Source organism: Streptomyces sp. WG7 (assembly GCF_049975785.1).
Classification (GTDB): domain Bacteria; phylum Actinomycetota; class Actinomycetes; order Streptomycetales; family Streptomycetaceae; genus Streptomyces.
Window position 1 is genome coordinate 176,375 of the sequence record NZ_JBNGGE010000001.1, and the last position, 13,980, is coordinate 190,354.

General features: G+C 71.7%; 15 protein-coding genes. 7 read left to right on the forward strand and 8 right to left on the reverse strand.

All coding sequences use genetic code 11. From position 1 onward, the window contains the following. Positions 1-85: 85 nt before the first annotated feature. A complete protein-coding gene (locus tag ACP4J0_RS00760) occupies positions 86-2,338 on the reverse strand; it encodes an MMPL family transporter (RefSeq protein WP_426596625.1) in 2,253 nt (750 codons plus the stop codon). Between the two features lie 124 nt (positions 2,339-2,462). Beyond that, positions 2,463-3,074 (reverse strand): TetR/AcrR family transcriptional regulator, encoded by a 612-nt coding sequence (locus ACP4J0_RS00765; protein ID WP_426596626.1) that lies wholly within the window; start codon positions 3,072-3,074, stop codon positions 2,463-2,465. A 166-nt stretch (positions 3,075-3,240) separates the two neighbouring features. Here ACP4J0_RS00765 and ACP4J0_RS00770 point away from each other — a divergent pair, with 166 nt between their 5' ends. Beyond that, complete coding sequence (locus ACP4J0_RS00770; protein WP_426596627.1) at positions 3,241-6,681, forward strand: S41 family peptidase; 3,441 nt, start codon at positions 3,241-3,243, stop codon at positions 6,679-6,681. A 51-nt stretch (positions 6,682-6,732) separates the two neighbouring features. Here the strand turns inward: ACP4J0_RS00770 and ACP4J0_RS00775 are convergent, their stop codons facing one another. From ACP4J0_RS00775 to ACP4J0_RS00785, 3 genes are all read right to left on the reverse strand, one after another. Next, entirely contained in the window at positions 6,733-6,948 is a 216-nt protein-coding gene (locus ACP4J0_RS00775; protein WP_426596628.1) for a hypothetical protein, read from the reverse strand. 86 nt (positions 6,949-7,034) lie between these two features. Beyond that, the gene (locus tag ACP4J0_RS00780; protein ID WP_426596629.1) at positions 7,035-7,976 is read right to left on the reverse strand and encodes an SDR family oxidoreductase; all 942 of its coding nucleotides are present in this window, start codon (positions 7,974-7,976) and stop codon (positions 7,035-7,037) included. After that, positions 7,973-9,556, reverse strand: a complete 1,584-nt coding sequence (locus ACP4J0_RS00785) for a flavin-containing monooxygenase (protein WP_426596630.1) — start codon at positions 9,554-9,556, stop codon at positions 7,973-7,975. The genes ACP4J0_RS00780 and ACP4J0_RS00785 overlap by 4 nt, the downstream gene beginning before the upstream one ends. Positions 9,557-9,689: 133 nt before the next feature. Here ACP4J0_RS00785 and ACP4J0_RS00790 point away from each other — a divergent pair, with 133 nt between their 5' ends. After that, positions 9,690-10,367: a MerR family transcriptional regulator gene (locus ACP4J0_RS00790; RefSeq protein ID WP_426596631.1), complete on the forward strand. Its 678-nt coding sequence runs from the start codon at positions 9,690-9,692 to the stop codon at positions 10,365-10,367. Here ACP4J0_RS00790 and ACP4J0_RS00795 read toward each other — a convergent pair. Together ACP4J0_RS00795 and ACP4J0_RS00800 are read right to left on the reverse strand one after the other, a co-directional pair. Further along, entirely contained in the window at positions 10,355-11,158 is an 804-nt protein-coding gene (locus tag ACP4J0_RS00795) for an exodeoxyribonuclease III (protein WP_426596632.1), read from the reverse strand. The genes ACP4J0_RS00790 and ACP4J0_RS00795 overlap by 13 nt on opposite strands. A gap of 51 nt (positions 11,159-11,209) precedes the next feature. After that, a complete protein-coding gene (locus tag ACP4J0_RS00800) occupies positions 11,210-11,494 on the reverse strand; it encodes a GntR family transcriptional regulator (protein ID WP_426596633.1) in 285 nt (94 codons plus the stop codon). 158 nt (positions 11,495-11,652) lie between these two features. Between ACP4J0_RS00800 and ACP4J0_RS00805 the strand changes: the two genes are divergently transcribed. The 5 genes from ACP4J0_RS00805 (at position 11,653) to ACP4J0_RS00825 (ending at position 13,615) form a co-directional block, all read left to right on the forward strand. Then, positions 11,653-11,979, forward strand: coding sequence for a hypothetical protein (locus ACP4J0_RS00805; protein ID WP_426596634.1), 327 nt, complete (start codon positions 11,653-11,655; stop codon positions 11,977-11,979). After that, positions 11,979-12,176, forward strand: coding sequence for a hypothetical protein (locus tag ACP4J0_RS00810; RefSeq protein ID WP_426596635.1), 198 nt, complete (start codon positions 11,979-11,981; stop codon positions 12,174-12,176). Before ACP4J0_RS00805 ends, ACP4J0_RS00810 begins: the two co-directional genes overlap by 1 nt. Next, entirely contained in the window at positions 12,173-12,361 is a 189-nt protein-coding gene (locus ACP4J0_RS00815) for a hypothetical protein (RefSeq protein WP_426596636.1), read from the forward strand. The genes ACP4J0_RS00810 and ACP4J0_RS00815 overlap by 4 nt, the downstream gene beginning before the upstream one ends. A gap of 71 nt (positions 12,362-12,432) precedes the next feature. Further along, positions 12,433-12,918: a GNAT family N-acetyltransferase gene (locus ACP4J0_RS00820; RefSeq protein ID WP_426596637.1), complete on the forward strand. Its 486-nt coding sequence runs from the start codon at positions 12,433-12,435 to the stop codon at positions 12,916-12,918. 91 nt (positions 12,919-13,009) lie between these two features. Next, a complete protein-coding gene (locus tag ACP4J0_RS00825) occupies positions 13,010-13,615 on the forward strand; it encodes a DUF6461 domain-containing protein (protein WP_426596638.1) in 606 nt (201 codons plus the stop codon). Between the two features lie 100 nt (positions 13,616-13,715). Here the strand turns inward: ACP4J0_RS00825 and ACP4J0_RS00830 are convergent, their stop codons facing one another. Further along, on the reverse strand, positions 13,716-13,964 hold the full coding sequence (locus tag ACP4J0_RS00830; protein WP_426596639.1) for a hypothetical protein: 249 nt from the start codon (positions 13,962-13,964) through the stop codon (positions 13,716-13,718). Positions 13,965-13,980: the final 16 nt, after the last annotated feature.

The window sequence follows — 13,980 nt, forward strand, 5'->3', positions numbered from 1 at the left end:
CCCGCGCGACAGGAAGCCGGTGAGGGCAGCCCCGTCCCCACGGAGCCCTCACCGGCTGGTCTGTCGTCCTGTCAGAGGCGGCGCGTCAGGTGCGTACCAGCTCCCTGTCCTCGTCGGGGCCGCCCTTGCCGTCCCCGGCCGTGCGCAGGCCCTCGCCCTCGACGTCCACGTTGGGCAGCGCGCGGTCCAGCCACTTAGGCAGCCACCAGGCCTTCTTGCCGAGCAGGGCGAGGACCGCCGGAACGATGGCCATGCGGACGACGAACGCGTCGAAGAAGACGGCGATCGCCAGGCCGAAGCCGATCATCTTGACCATCGACTCGCTGGAGCCGATGAAGCCCGCGAAGACCGCCATCATGATGACCGCCGCGGCCGTGACGACCCTCGCCCCGTGCCTGAAGCCGGTGACGACCGCCTGGTCGGGCGTCTCGCCGTGGACGTAGGCCTCCCGCATACGGGTGACCAGGAAGACCTCGTAGTCCATCGCCAGGCCGAAGACCACGCCGACCATGAAGATCGGCATCATCGACATGACCGGACCGGTCTCCTCGACGCCCATCAGGCCGGACAGCCAGCCCCACTGGAAGACCGCGACGACCGCGCCGAGGGCCGCCATGACGGAGAGCAGGAAGCCGAGGGCCGCCTTCAGCGGGACCAGGATCGAGCGGAAGACCACGATCAGCAGGAGGAAGGCCAGGCCGACGACCAGGACCAGGTACGGCAGCAGCGCGTCGTTCAGCTTCTCGCTGACGTCGATGTTCATCGCCGTCGAGCCGGTCACCAGGGTCTCCGCGCCGGTGTCCGCCTCGATGCCGGCGCCCGCGTCGCGGATGGCGTGCACCAGGTCCTCGGTCTCGACGGAGGACGGCTTGGAGTCCGGGACCACGGTGATCGTCGCGGTGTCGCCGCTCTTGTTGGGAGCGGGCGGGGTGACCGCCATGACGCCGTCGAGGCCCTTGATCTCGTCGGAGACGTCGGTGAACACCTGGTCGGGAGCGTCGCTGCCCTTCGCGTCGACGACGACCATCAGCGGACCGTTGAAGCCCGGCCCGAAGCCCTCCGACAGGAGGTCGTACGCCCGGCGCTGGGTCGTCGACGTCGGCTGGGAGCCGTCGTCGGGCAGACCCAGTTCCAGGGAGGCCGCGGGGAGCGCGGCGGCTCCGAGGCCGATGACGCCCAGGAGGAGGACGGCCAGCGGACGGCGGACGACGAAGCGCGCCCAGCGGGTGCCCAGGTTGTCCTTCGGCTGCTTCGCCGGCTCCTCCGCGCCCTCGCGCTCGCTCTTGTCGGAACCCTTGCGGGCGCCTCCCAGGAGCCTGCCCTTCGCGCCGTTCGGCTTGACCCTGCGGCCGGCGTAACCGAGCAGCGCGGGAACCATCGTCAGGGCGATCACCACCGCGATGGCGACGGTGCCGGCCGCCGCGATGCCCATCTTGGTCAGCATCGGGATGTTGACGACGGCGAGGCCGACCAGGGCGATGACGACGGTGAGGCCGGCGAAGACGACCGCCGAGCCCGCCGTGCCGACCGCGCGGCCCGCGGCCTCCTCGCGCTCACGTCCCTCGGCGAGTTCGGCGCGGTAGCGGGAGACGATGAACAGGGCGTAGTCGATGCCGACCGCGAGGCCGATCATCATCGCCAGGATGGAGGTGGTGGAGCCCAGTTCGAGTGCGCTGGCGAGGGCCGTGATCGAGGCGACGCCGATACCGACGCCGATCAGCGCCGTGAGGAGGGGCAGGCCGGCCGCGACCAGCGAGCCGAAGGTGATGACGAGGACGACGGCGGCGACCGCGATGCCGATGATCTCCGTGGTACCGGTGTGCGGGACGGCCTGCAGCGCGTCACCGCCGATCTCGACGGTCAGCCCGGCGTCGCGCGCCTGCTGGGCGGCGTCCTCCAGGGCGTCCTTGGTGGTGTCCTCCAGCTCCATGCCGGAGACGTCGTACTTCACGGACGCGTAGGCGATCGTGCCGTCCTTGCTGACGGCGTTGCCCGTGTACGGGTCGGCGACCGAGGCGACCTCGGTGCCGTCGGCCAGGTCGGAGACCGCCTTCTCGACGGTCGCCTTGTTGTCGGCGTCCGTCATCTTCTCGCCGGACGGCGCCTTGAAGACGACGCGCGCGGTCGCCCCGTCGGCGCTGGTGCCGGGGAAGCGCTCCTCCAGCAGGTCGAAGGCCTTCTGGGCCTCGGTGCCGGGGATGGAGAAGGAGGTGGTGCCGGCGGTCGGGGCACTGGCGGCGCCGACGCCCGCGAGCGTCAGCAGCGCCACCCATATCAGGGCGACGAAGTGCCGTCGGCGGAAGGCGAGCCGGCCGAGTTTGTAGAGGAACGTGGCCACGAGGGCGTACTCCCGGTCAGGTCGTGGATCTTCAGGGCAGGTGTGATCGGCCCGACGACGTGAGCGGTGACGTCAGGTGGGGCTCAGGGCGGGGCTCAGATGGGGGTTCTGCTGAGGGGACGTGTCAGGGGGTGGGGGTGGTGGCGGGGACGCCGAGTGCGGGGAGGATCACGGCGTCGATGTAGGAGGTGAGGAAGGCCCGGGTCGGCGGCTGGTCGTCGAGCAGCGTGCGGGTGGCGAACCCGCCGACCAGCATGTGCACGAGGAAGTCCAGCGCCGGACAGTCCGCTCTGACCTCACCCCGGTCGACGGCGCGTTGCAGCAGGCGCTGGAACTCCGCCATCTCCGGTCCGACGAGTTGGTCCCGGAACGCCTGACGCAGGTCGGGGTTCTGGTGGAGCGCCATGGCCACGCCCCGCATCAGCGCGGAGTTCTGTGCCATGGTGCAGTCGTCCTCGTGGGCCATCAGGGCGTGCAGGTCGCCACGGAGGGAGCCGGTGTCGATCTCGCCGATCTTCCCCGGCTTGTTGTGCCGGATGGCCTGGACGACCAGGTCCGGCTTGCCGCCCCACTGGCGGTAGAGCGTCGCCTTGCTGGACCGGGTGCGGGCCGCCACGGCGTCCATGGTGAGGGCGTCGTAGCCGACTTCCCGGAGGAGGTCGAGCACGGCCTCGTACAGCTCGGCCTCGCGCTCGGGAGTGATCCGACTGCGGCGCGCGGTGGTGACCTCGGTCATCTCGCTCGCTCCTCTCGTCCGCTCCGTCTGAACGACACCGTTTCGTACACGGTGAATGTACCCGACGCCCTAACGAAACGAAACGGTTTCGTTCGTGGTCTGGGTCACGGTTGTCGGTTACTCATAAGTGTGGGCCGAGTTGCCGGGGCCCCGCCCCCGGCAAAACATGGGGCAGGTGAGTTATCTGCGCCTTCCGCACCTCAGCGGCGACCACCTGTGCTTCGTGGCCGAGGACGACCTCTGGCTCGCCGACCTCGACGGCCCGGGCCGTGCCTGGCGGCTCACCGTCGACCGCACCAAGACCGGCCACCCGCGCTTCTCGCCCGACGGCCGCCACATCGCGTACACCAGCTGGCGCAGCCTGGTGCCGGAGGTCCACCTCGTGCCGGTGGACGGCGGCCCCGGACGGCAGCTCACCCACTGGGGCGGCACGGACACCCGGGTCTGCGGCTGGTCGCCCCCCGATCCCGACGGCACCACCGCCGTCCTCGCCGTCGCCTCGCACGGCGAGCCCTTCTCCCACCTCACCTGGGCCTACAAGATCACCCCCGACGGCGACCCCGGCCGCAAACTGCCCTGGGGCCCGGTCACCGACATCCAGGCCGCCGACCTCGACGGGGAACGCCGGACCCTGCTCCTCACGGGCACCCCACCGCACGAACCGGCCGCCTGGAAGCGCTACCGGGGCGGCGCCACGGGCCGGCTCTGGCTGCACGGGCAACGGCTCCTGCCCGGCCTCGGGGGCCATCTGCACTCCCCCATGTTCGTGGGCGGCCGGATCGCCTTCCTCTCCGACCACGAGGGCGTCGGCAACCTCTACTCGTGCGCCCACGACGGCTCCGACCTGCGCCGCCACACCGACCACGACGCCTGCTACGCCCGGCACGCCGCGAGCGACGGCGACCGCGTGGTGTACCAGTGCGCGGGCGACCTGTGGATCGTCGAGGACCTGTCGCCCGGTTCGGTGCCGCGCCGGCTCGACGTACGGCTGAGCGGGCCGCGCGCCGGACGGCGTACGTACCAGGTGCCCGCCGCCCAGCACGTGGGCGGCGTCTCCGTGGACGAGACGGGCCGGGCGAGCGCCGTCGTCGTACGCGGCAGCCTGTACTGGCTCACCCACCGCGACGGACCGGCCCGCACCCTCGCCGACACGCCAGGGGTACGGGTGCGGCTGCCGGAGATGCTCGGGGCCGGCGGGCGGATCGCGTACGTGACGGACGCGGAGGGCGAGGACACGATCGAGATCGCCCACCTGCCACGGGCGACCGGGGGCCGCGCGCCCTGGCGGCCGGACTCCGGGGACCTGGGCCGGGTCCTGGAGCTGGTCTCGGACCCGGCGGGCGAGCGCCTCGCCATCGCCTCGCACGACGGCCGGCTGCTGCTGCTCGACGTCTCCCACCAGACGGATGTGGCGGGGGTGACGGATGTGGCCGAGGCGACGGACGTGACCGAGGCGACGGACGTGACCGAGGCGACGGACGTGGCCGAGGCGACGGACGTGGCCGAAGCGGCGGACGTGACCACTGAGGGAGAAGGAGCCGGCGCCGAGCCCCCCGCCGGCGGCACCGGTGGCCGCGCCACCGAGCTGATCCGGTCCGTCAACGGTCCCGTCAGCGACCTCGCCTTCTCCCCGGACGGGGCCTGGCTCACCTGGTCCCACCCCGGCATCGGGCGCTCGCTGCGGCAGATCAAGATGGCCCGCATCGACGGGAGGAACGGGCAGGAGGGCCAGGGCCCACTCGTCGTCGACGTCACCGACGGACGCTTCGAGGACGAGAACCCGGTCTTCACCCGGGACGGCCGCTACCTCGCCTTCCTGTCCTGGCGCGGCTTCGACCCGGTGTACGACGTGCACACCGGCGACCTGTCCTTCCCGCTCGGCTGCCGCCCCTACCTGGTGCCGCTGTCCTCCGCGACCCCCTCCCCCTTCGCCCTGAACCCGGAGGGCCGCCCCGCCGCCGGGGGCCTGGACCCGCTGGAGGACGAGACCGGCGAGGGCGGCACGGTGACCGTCGAGGTCGAGGGGCTGGAGTCCCGGGTGACCCCGTTCCCGGTCACCGCGTCGAAGTACTCGGCGCTGTGCCCGGTCGCGGGCGGCGGCCTGGTCTGGCTGCGCTGGCCGATCTCGGGCGCGCTCGGCGAGACCTTCGCCAATCCGGCGGACCCGAGCGAGCGGCCCACCCTGGAGCACTTCGACCTGGCCAAGGCGAAGAAGTCCGAACTCGTCGACCACCTGGACCGGTTCCGGGTCAGCGGCGACGGCACCCGCCTGGTCCTGCTCGACGAGGGCGACCTGCGCGCGGTGCCCGCCACCGAGGTCGGCGACGGCGACTCGACCACCTGGATCGACCTGCGCCGCATCCTGCACGAGGTCGACCCGGCCGCCGAGTGGCGCCAGGCGTACGACGAGGCCGGCCGCCTGGTCCGCGCCCACTTCTGGGACCCCGGCATGTGCGGCGTCGACTGGGACGCGGTGCTGGACCAGTACCGGCCGCTGCTCGAACGGGTCGCCTCCCCGGACGAGTTCGCCGACCTGCTCCGCGAGGTGCTCGGCGAACTGGGCACCTCGCACGCCTACGTCGTCGCCGCCCGGCGCAACGAGGGCCCGGCGCACTACCAGCGCTGGCAGGGCCTGCTCGGCGCCAACTTCGCGTGCCGGGACGGCCACTGGGTGGTCAGGCGCATCCTGCCCGGCGACTCCTCCGACTCCAGGGCCCGCTCGCCGCTGGCCGGCACGGGCATCCGCGAGGGGGCCGTACTGACCCATGTCGACGGCCGCCCGGTGGATCCGGTCACGGGCCCGTACCCGCTGCTGGCGGGCGCGGGCGGTACGACGGTGGAACTGACCTTCGCACCGGGCGAGGGCGGCACGGGACCGGCCCGCCGGGTCGCCGTCGTACCGCTCGTCGACGAACGGCCGCTGCGCTACCAGGACTGGGTGGCCAAACGCCGCGAAGTGGTACGGGAGTTGAGCGGCGGGCGGTGCGGCTACCTGCACATCCCCGACATGGGCGGCTCCGGCTGGGCGCAGTTCAACCGCGACCTGCGCATGGAGGTGTCCCGGCCCGCGCTGATCGTGGACGTGCGCGGCAACGCGGGCGGACACATCAGCGAACTCGTCATCGAGAAACTGACCCGCACCATCCTGGGCTGGGACCTGACACGCGACGCGCAGCCGGTGTCGTACACCTCCAACGCCCCGCGCGGGCCGGTCGTGGCGGTCGCGGACGAGGCGACGTCCTCCGACGGCGACATGATCACGGCCGCGTTCAAGCTGCTGCGGCTCGGCCCGGTGGTCGGGCAGCGCACCTGGGGCGGCGTGGTCGGCATGACCGGCCGGCACCGCCTCGGCGACGGCACGGTGATCACGGTGCCGATGAACGCGGCCTGGTTCGACGCGTACGGCTGGTCCGTGGAGAACTACGGCGTCGACCCCGACGTCGAGGCGCTGCGCACCCCGTTGGACTGGGCCGAGGGCCGGTACCCGGTGCTGGACGAGGCGGTCCGGCTGGCGCTGGAGCTGCTGGAGACCAACCCGCCCGCCACGCCGCCGGGTTACGACGACGTACCGGACCGGTCCCGCCCACCGCTGCCGCCCCGGGCATGAGGAAGGGCGCCCCCCGTGCGACGGGGGGCGCCCCTTCAACTCACCGGCGCGTCAGGCGTCGTAGCTCTCCTCGAAGCGCTCGTCCGCGTCGCGGCGGCGCGAGGACGGGTCGCGCTCCTCCCCGCCCCGGCGACGCGAGGGGTCCATCTCGTCCTCGCCCTGACGGCGGTCGCGGTTCTGGAACTGCTCCCTGGCCTGGTCGGCCCGCTGCTTGCCCTGCTGCTGCATGCGCTCGGCCTTGTCCTGGAACTGGTCCTTCATACCCATGTGGGTTCACTCCTGTGATGTTCGGGCCCGGCCGGATCGGCCTGGCCCGATCAGATTCACATGGGCCGTGACCGTGCGCATGTCGATCACTTACGGACGGTAACCGCACGGTTGGGGCGCTGTTCGTCGGCCGCTCCGCCCGCACCGACCAGGCCCGTGCGTACGCCGTTCAGCCGGTCCCCGAGGCGCCGCATCTCGCGCTGCCCGACGGTGCCGATGACGGCCGGCAGGTAGCCGCGCACGCCCTGCATGCCGCGCAGCCACCACTGCCCGTAGACGTGGGCGGAGCGGCGCTCGATGCCCTCCACGAGCCGGTCGGCCGCCGGGCCCAGCGGGTAGGTCTTGTTGGCCGGCCAGGGCAGCCGCTGCCGCAGTTCGCGCATGACGTCGTCCTGGTCGGCGCCGCGCACCATGTCGGTGTCGGTCCACGACAGATAGCCGACGCCGACCTTCACGCCCCGGTGGCCGACCTCGGCGCGCAGGCTGTGCGCGTACGCCTCGACACCGGACTTGGAGGCGCAGTAGGCGCTCATCATCGGCGCGGGCGTGATGGCGGCGAGGGACGCCACCTGGAGCAGGTAGCCGCGGCTCTCCAGCAGCGCCGGCAGGAAGGCGCGGGCGGTGACCGCCGACCCGATCAGGTTGACCTCGATCACGCGCCGCCAGGCGTCCGGGTCGGAGTCGGTGAAGGGCCCGCCGGTGGCGACGCCCGCGTTGGCGACGACGATGTCGATCCTGCCGAACCGTTCCTTGGCCTCGCGGGCGACTTGGGCCATCGCCTCGTGGTCGGTGACGTCGGCGTGCCAGTGCCCGCTCTCGCTGTGCAGCCGTGCGGAGACCTGCTTGAGCGCGTCCGGCTCCAGACCGACCAGCGCGACCTTCACCCCGCGCGCGGACAGCTTGCGGGCCAGCAGTTCCCCGACGCCGCGCGCGGCTCCGGTGACGACGGCGACCCGCCCTTCCAGGCTCGCCCTGCCGCTTCCCCTCCTGCTTTCCCTGCCGCTTCCCCGGCTGCTTCCCCTGCTCATGCGCTCTCCTCGGCGGGTACGGCACGCTCGGCGCGTGCGGCGGACAGACAGGTGGCGGCGGGGGCCCGCGTGGCCGCACTCCCGTCCGCCTCGGCGACGGCCGGGCGCAGCACCTCGTACTCCGCGAGGTCCACGCGCCGGGTCGCGCGCCGGAAGTCGGCGGTCGTGCCGGGCCAGACGGTGGTGTTGCGGCCGCTCGCGTCCAGGTACCAGCTGGTGCAGCCGCCGGTGTTCCACACCGTGCGCTTCATGCGCTCCTGCACCCGCTGGTTCCAGGTGCGCACGGCGGCGGGGCGGGCGTCGAGGGCGACCCGGCCGCCGAGGACGTCGATCTGGCGCAGGTAGTCGGCCAGGTAGTTCAGCTGGGACTCGATCATCAGGATCATCGACGAGTTCCCGAGGCCGGTGTTGGGCCCGATGACCGTCATGAAGTTGGGGAAGCCGGCCGCCGAGGCGCCGCGCAGGGCCTCCATGCCGCCCTTCCAGGTCTCGGCGAGGGTGCGCCCGTCCGCGCCCACGACGCGCTCGGCGATGGGCATGTCGGTGACGTGGAAGCCGGTGCCGAAGACGATCGCGTCGGCCTCGGCCTCGGTGCCGTCGGCGGCGACGAGGGTCGAACCGCGCACCTCGCTCAGCCCGCTCGCGACCACGTCCACATTCGGCCGGGCGAGCGCCGGGTAGTACTCGCTCGACAGCAGGATCCGCTTGCAGCCGATGCGGTAGTCGGGGGTGAGCCTGGCGCGCAGGGCCGGGTCCTTGATGGCGGCGGCCATGTTGCGCTTGGCGATCCGCTCGACGAAGCCCAGCTCGTTCGGGTGCTTGGTGAACGCCTGCACCTGGAGCTCCCGGATGCCCCACAGCAGTCCGCGGCGCAGTCTGGTCGTGACGGGCAGCGCCCGGTGCAGGGCGCGCTCGGCGCCGCTGATCGCCCGGTCCATGCGGGGCATCACCCAGGCCGGGGTGCGCTGGAAGAGCGTGAGGCGGCCGACCCGGGGCTGGACGGCCGGCACGATCTGGATGGCGGAGGCGCCGGTGCCGATCACGGCGACGCGCTTGCCGGTGAGGTCATAGCCGTGGTCCCAGCGGGCCGAGTGGAAGACCTTGCCGGGGAAGGTGTCCAGCCCCGGGATGTCCGGGACCTTCGGATCGGACAGCGGCCCGGTCGCGGAGACGACGACGTCGGCGGTCAGCCGGCCGCTCGCGGTCTCGATCTCCCACCGCACCCGCTCGCCGTCCCACACCATTCGCCTCACCTCCGAGCCGAAGCGGATGTGGGGGCGCAGCCGGAAGGTGTCGGTCACGTGCTCCAGGTAGGCGCGGATGTGCTCCTGCCCGGAGAAGGTGCGGGGCCACTCGGGGTTGGGCGCGAAGGAGAAGGAGTACAGGTGGGACGGGACGTCGCAGGCGCACCCGGGGTAGCTGTTGTCCCGCCAGGTCCCGCCGACGCTGTCGGACCTCTCCAGGACGACGAAGTCGGTGATCCCCTCGCGGCGCAGCCGCACCGCGGCCCCCAGCCCGCCGAAGCCGGACCCGACCACCGCCACCCGTACGTGTTCTCGAACCTGCTCGTGCTCGGCCATCCCGAAGCCTCCACGCATCGCCTGGAACTCCGCCAGTGAACACTGGCGCAATGGGGAGAGTAGAGCAGCTCCGTACTCATGGGTAGGGGTCGGACGGAGGAAAGTTACCGCCGGTACGACTTATGGTCGGGGCGTGACCGAGAAGCGTGAATACCGCATGGAGGACCTGGCCCGGCTGGCCGGCATCACGGTGCGCACCCTGCGCTTCTACCGCGAACGCAAACTGATCCCGCCGCCCCGCCGCGAGGGCCGCATCGCCTGGTACGACGACCACCACCTGGCCCGCCTGCGCACCATCACGGCACTGCTGGAGCGCGGCCACACCCTGAACGGCATCGCGGAACTCGCCGACGCCTTCGACCACGGACGCGACGTCGGCGACCTGCTCGGCCTCGGCGAACCCACCGAGGAGACCCCGGTCCGCCTCACCCCCGAGGAACTCGCCGCCCGCTTCGAGGGCGAGGTCACCCCGGAGAACCTCGCCGCCGCGATGGACCTCGGCTACGTCGGCACCGACGGCGACGAACTCGTCCACATCAGCCACCGCCTGCTGGAGGTCTCCTCCGCCCTGGTCCGCGAGGGCATCCCGCTCGGCGAGGTCCTCCAGGCCGGCGCCCGCGTCCGCGAACACGCCGACGCCCTCGCCGACCTCTTCATCGACCTGATCCTGCGTCACGCCCCCGAGCGGGAACTCCACCGCCTGCGCCCGCTCGCCCGCAGCGTGGTGGAGGCGGAGCTGTCCCTGGCGATGGACCGGCGGATCCGGAAGCGGGACGGACCAGCGGACGGACCAGGGGCTCAGCGGTCGTAGACCACCGTGACCGGCGCGTGGTCGGACCAGCGCTCGGCATGCGTGGCGGCGCGCTCGACGTGCCCCTTGACGGCCTTGGCGGCCAGGCCCGGGGTGGCGGCGTGCAGGTCGATCCGCCATCCACTGTCATTGTCGAAGGCCCGCCCCCGGTACGACCACCACGAGTACGGCCCCTCGACGTCCGGGTGCAGGGCGCGCACGACGTCGACGTAGCCGCCCTCGGCGGGGTCGAGGACCCGGCTCAGCCACTCCCGTTCCTCCGGGAGGAAGCCAGAGCTCTTCTTGTTCGCGCGCCAGTTCTTCAGATCGGCTTCGCGGTGCGCGATGTTCCAGTCGCCGCAGACGACGACCTCGCGCCCGTCGGCGGCGGCGCGCTCGCGCAGCTCCTTGAGGTAGCCGAGGAACTCGCCCATGAAGCGGACCTTCTCGTCCTGGCGCTCGGTGCCGACCTCGCCGGAGGGCAGGTAGAGGGAGGCGACCGTCACACCGGGCAGGTCGGCCTCGACGTACCGGCCACTGGTGTCGAACTCCGCCGAGCCGAAACCGACCTGGACACGGTCGGGCTCGCGGCGGCTGTAGAGGGAGACTCCGGCGCGGCCCTTGGCGGCGGCGGGGGCGTGCGTGACGTGCCAGCCGTCGGGCGTGCGGACGTGTTCGGGCAGCTGCTGGGGCTCGGCCCGTACCTCCTGGAGGCACAGCACGTCGGCGGAGGTGTCGGCGAGCCACTCCACGAAGCCCTTCTTCGCGGCGGCACGCAGACCGTTTACGTTGACACTGGTCACGGTGAGCACCAAGGCACGATACCTGCCACCGGACCGGGTCCCGCCCTGGCGGAGGCCGGGTCAGGGGGTGGGAGGCGTGTCGCCCTCGTCGGCTGTCGTCAGCCCTGCGGGCAGCTCGGGTACGACGTAGGACCCCTTGCCCGACACCGTGTAGATCAGGCCACGCTCGCGGAGTTCCCTCATGGCTCGGCGCACGGTCATGTGCGCGATGCCGTATTCCTCGGCGAGCCGCAGGGACGCCGGGATCATGCGATCAGGCGCGTACTCACCACTGCGAATCCTGGACTCGATCAGGTCGGCGAGCTGCGCGTAGAGCGGGCGGCCGGACTTGGGGTCAAGGGGCATACCTCGAACGTATGTAGACGCACCAGGCTCCGCATCACTAGCTCTAGCTACAGCTAGATGCATCAAGCTATGTCACGCTACTCTTACGGCGACGAAAACCCCCGCGACGCGGCGAACGTCCGGGGGCACGGCCGCCAGCTACACAGGAGCTGACAACAGTGAGCATTATCCACGCGTTCCTTCTTCGGGCGCTGAACCTGCTGCTGCCCGGTACCGGACGACGACGGGCGAACGCCCGAACCGTCACCCCGTACACCGACGACGCCCGTACCGCCGCAGCCCGACTCCCGCTCCCCCGCTCCCCGTACGGCATGGACACCCCTCTCGACGGCGCGGCGGCAGCCCTCGTACGCCCCTACGTCACCGCCTGCGAGCACACGCGCGAACGTGCACGCCGGCGCCGCCGCCGACTCACTCTCGTCATCGCCGCCGACTTCGACCTCGACCTGGACCGGCACGTGGTCGGCGCGAAGAGGGCCGCCTGATGCGCACGTCGTCCGAGCGCACCGGGCTCGGCACCGCACGGTCCGCCGAGTGCGCCCTCGCCCAGCGCCCCGCGTACGCGGTTCTGCACGCGCAGTGCCGTCAGACGAAGGACGTACCGCTGCCGCACGCCATGGGGCTGCTGCTGATGCCCCGCTGCTGCTGCCCCTGCCACCAGTCCGAGGGAGGCGAGGCGTGAACGCCGGAACCCCGCCCGAACCGGGCAAGTCCCGCCTGACGATCAGCACCTACCGCGTCACCCGCGAGGGACGCGAGAGCGGCCGGACCAAGGAACGCGCCTACGCCGGCGGCGGCGACCCCGACTGGATCCCGGACTCACTGACGTGGCCGCCCTGCCGCTGCCCTCTCTGCCGGAGACGGTGAGCGGCGGGCACGGTACCGGCACACTGGACGATGCCCCACTCCCGATAGCGCATCTATATACGGTAGGAAGCATGAACATACGCCGGGTCCCCTTCGACCACCCCGACGCCGTGAAGCTCAACGACGAGGTCCAGGCCGAGTACGACGCCCGCTACGGCGACGGCGGCGACGCCACGCACCTGGACCCCTCGGACTTCGCGCCGCCGAACGGCCTGTACCTGATCGCGTACGACGAGAACGACGTCCCGGTCGCCTCCGGCGGCTGGCGCAGCCAGGACACCAACGACGAGGGCAATCTCGACGGGGACGCCGAGCTCAAGCGGATGTTCGTGATCGAGCAGGTGCGCGGCCGCGGGCTGGCCCGCCGCATCCTGGCCGCCCTGGAGGAGGACGCCCGCCTGGCCGGCCGGACCCGGATGGTCCTGGAGACCGGCACCAAGCAGCCGGAGGCCGTGGCCCTGTACACCTCCAGCGGCTACGAGCCGTGCGAGAAGTTCGGCTACTACCGCTTCCACGAGGAGAGCCTCTGCTACGCGAAGCCCCTTCAGCTGCCGTAGACAGACAGAGGCCACTGACAGCAGCCGCGCCGGTCCACGGCATGCCCGCGAGGCCCCTCCGGTGTCAGTGACACCGGCGAGGATGGGCGGCATGACGAAGACCGGAGCGGACTACGCGTGGTTCGAAGACGACTTTCCCGACCTTGCCGAGGCGTACTGCTTCACCCTGGTGCGGGGCCTCTCACCTGCTGAGGTGGTGTCCCGGCTCGAGGGGCGACCGGAAGCGCCCGTCCAGGGCATAGCCGCAGTCGTCGACGCCGCCTTCGCCCAGTACGACCTGGAGGAGGGCGACCGTCAGCTGATCGCCATGACGACGGTGGGGCCCTGGACGCTGCTGATCGAGCCCAACGGGTACGTCGGAGTCACCGAGGACCGGGCCCTGCCGGCCTCGGCGGGGGCGAGCTGGGTCTCCCACTTCGTCAACGTCAACGCCGTCGGCACGTTCCTCTGGGCGGAGGACCAGGTCCTGCGACTCTGTTTCGACCCCGTGTTCCCGGAGGACCGATGGGGCACCGCACCCGACGAGCTGCTGGACGTCATGGTGCGGATCGGCTTCCACCTCGAGGACGAGTCTCCGGAAACGGATCTGTCCTCACCCGCGGCGTTCGCTCTGGCCGAGCACCTGACCGGCGTGGCCATCACTCCGGCGCTGCTCCAGGACACGACCTTCGTCTGCGCCACTGTCCGGGTCCGATGACCTCGCGCACACGGTGCGGCGGAAGACCGGTGGCACGTCTTACGGACAAGGCGATGCCGTCGCAGCGCCGGCAGCCACAGGGCCGGTGCTCGGACGCCGGTCACCGTGCCGAACGCCTCCGCTGCAGCAACCAGGTACCCCCTGTCACCGTCGCCGTCACCAATAAGCCCACTATCAGCGACTTCCTGAACTCCTCCGCCTTGCTGCCGTCGTCCGCGACAACCACCGACAGCGCCGTGATGACGACCGTGATCACCAGCCCGATGGCCAGGTTCTTCCTCACCCGCGATTTCAGCAACTGCTCCTCCTTCTCGATGGGTGTGGCGCGCCGCGTCGTCCGCGCCGCCACACCGGGTTGTCGGGCC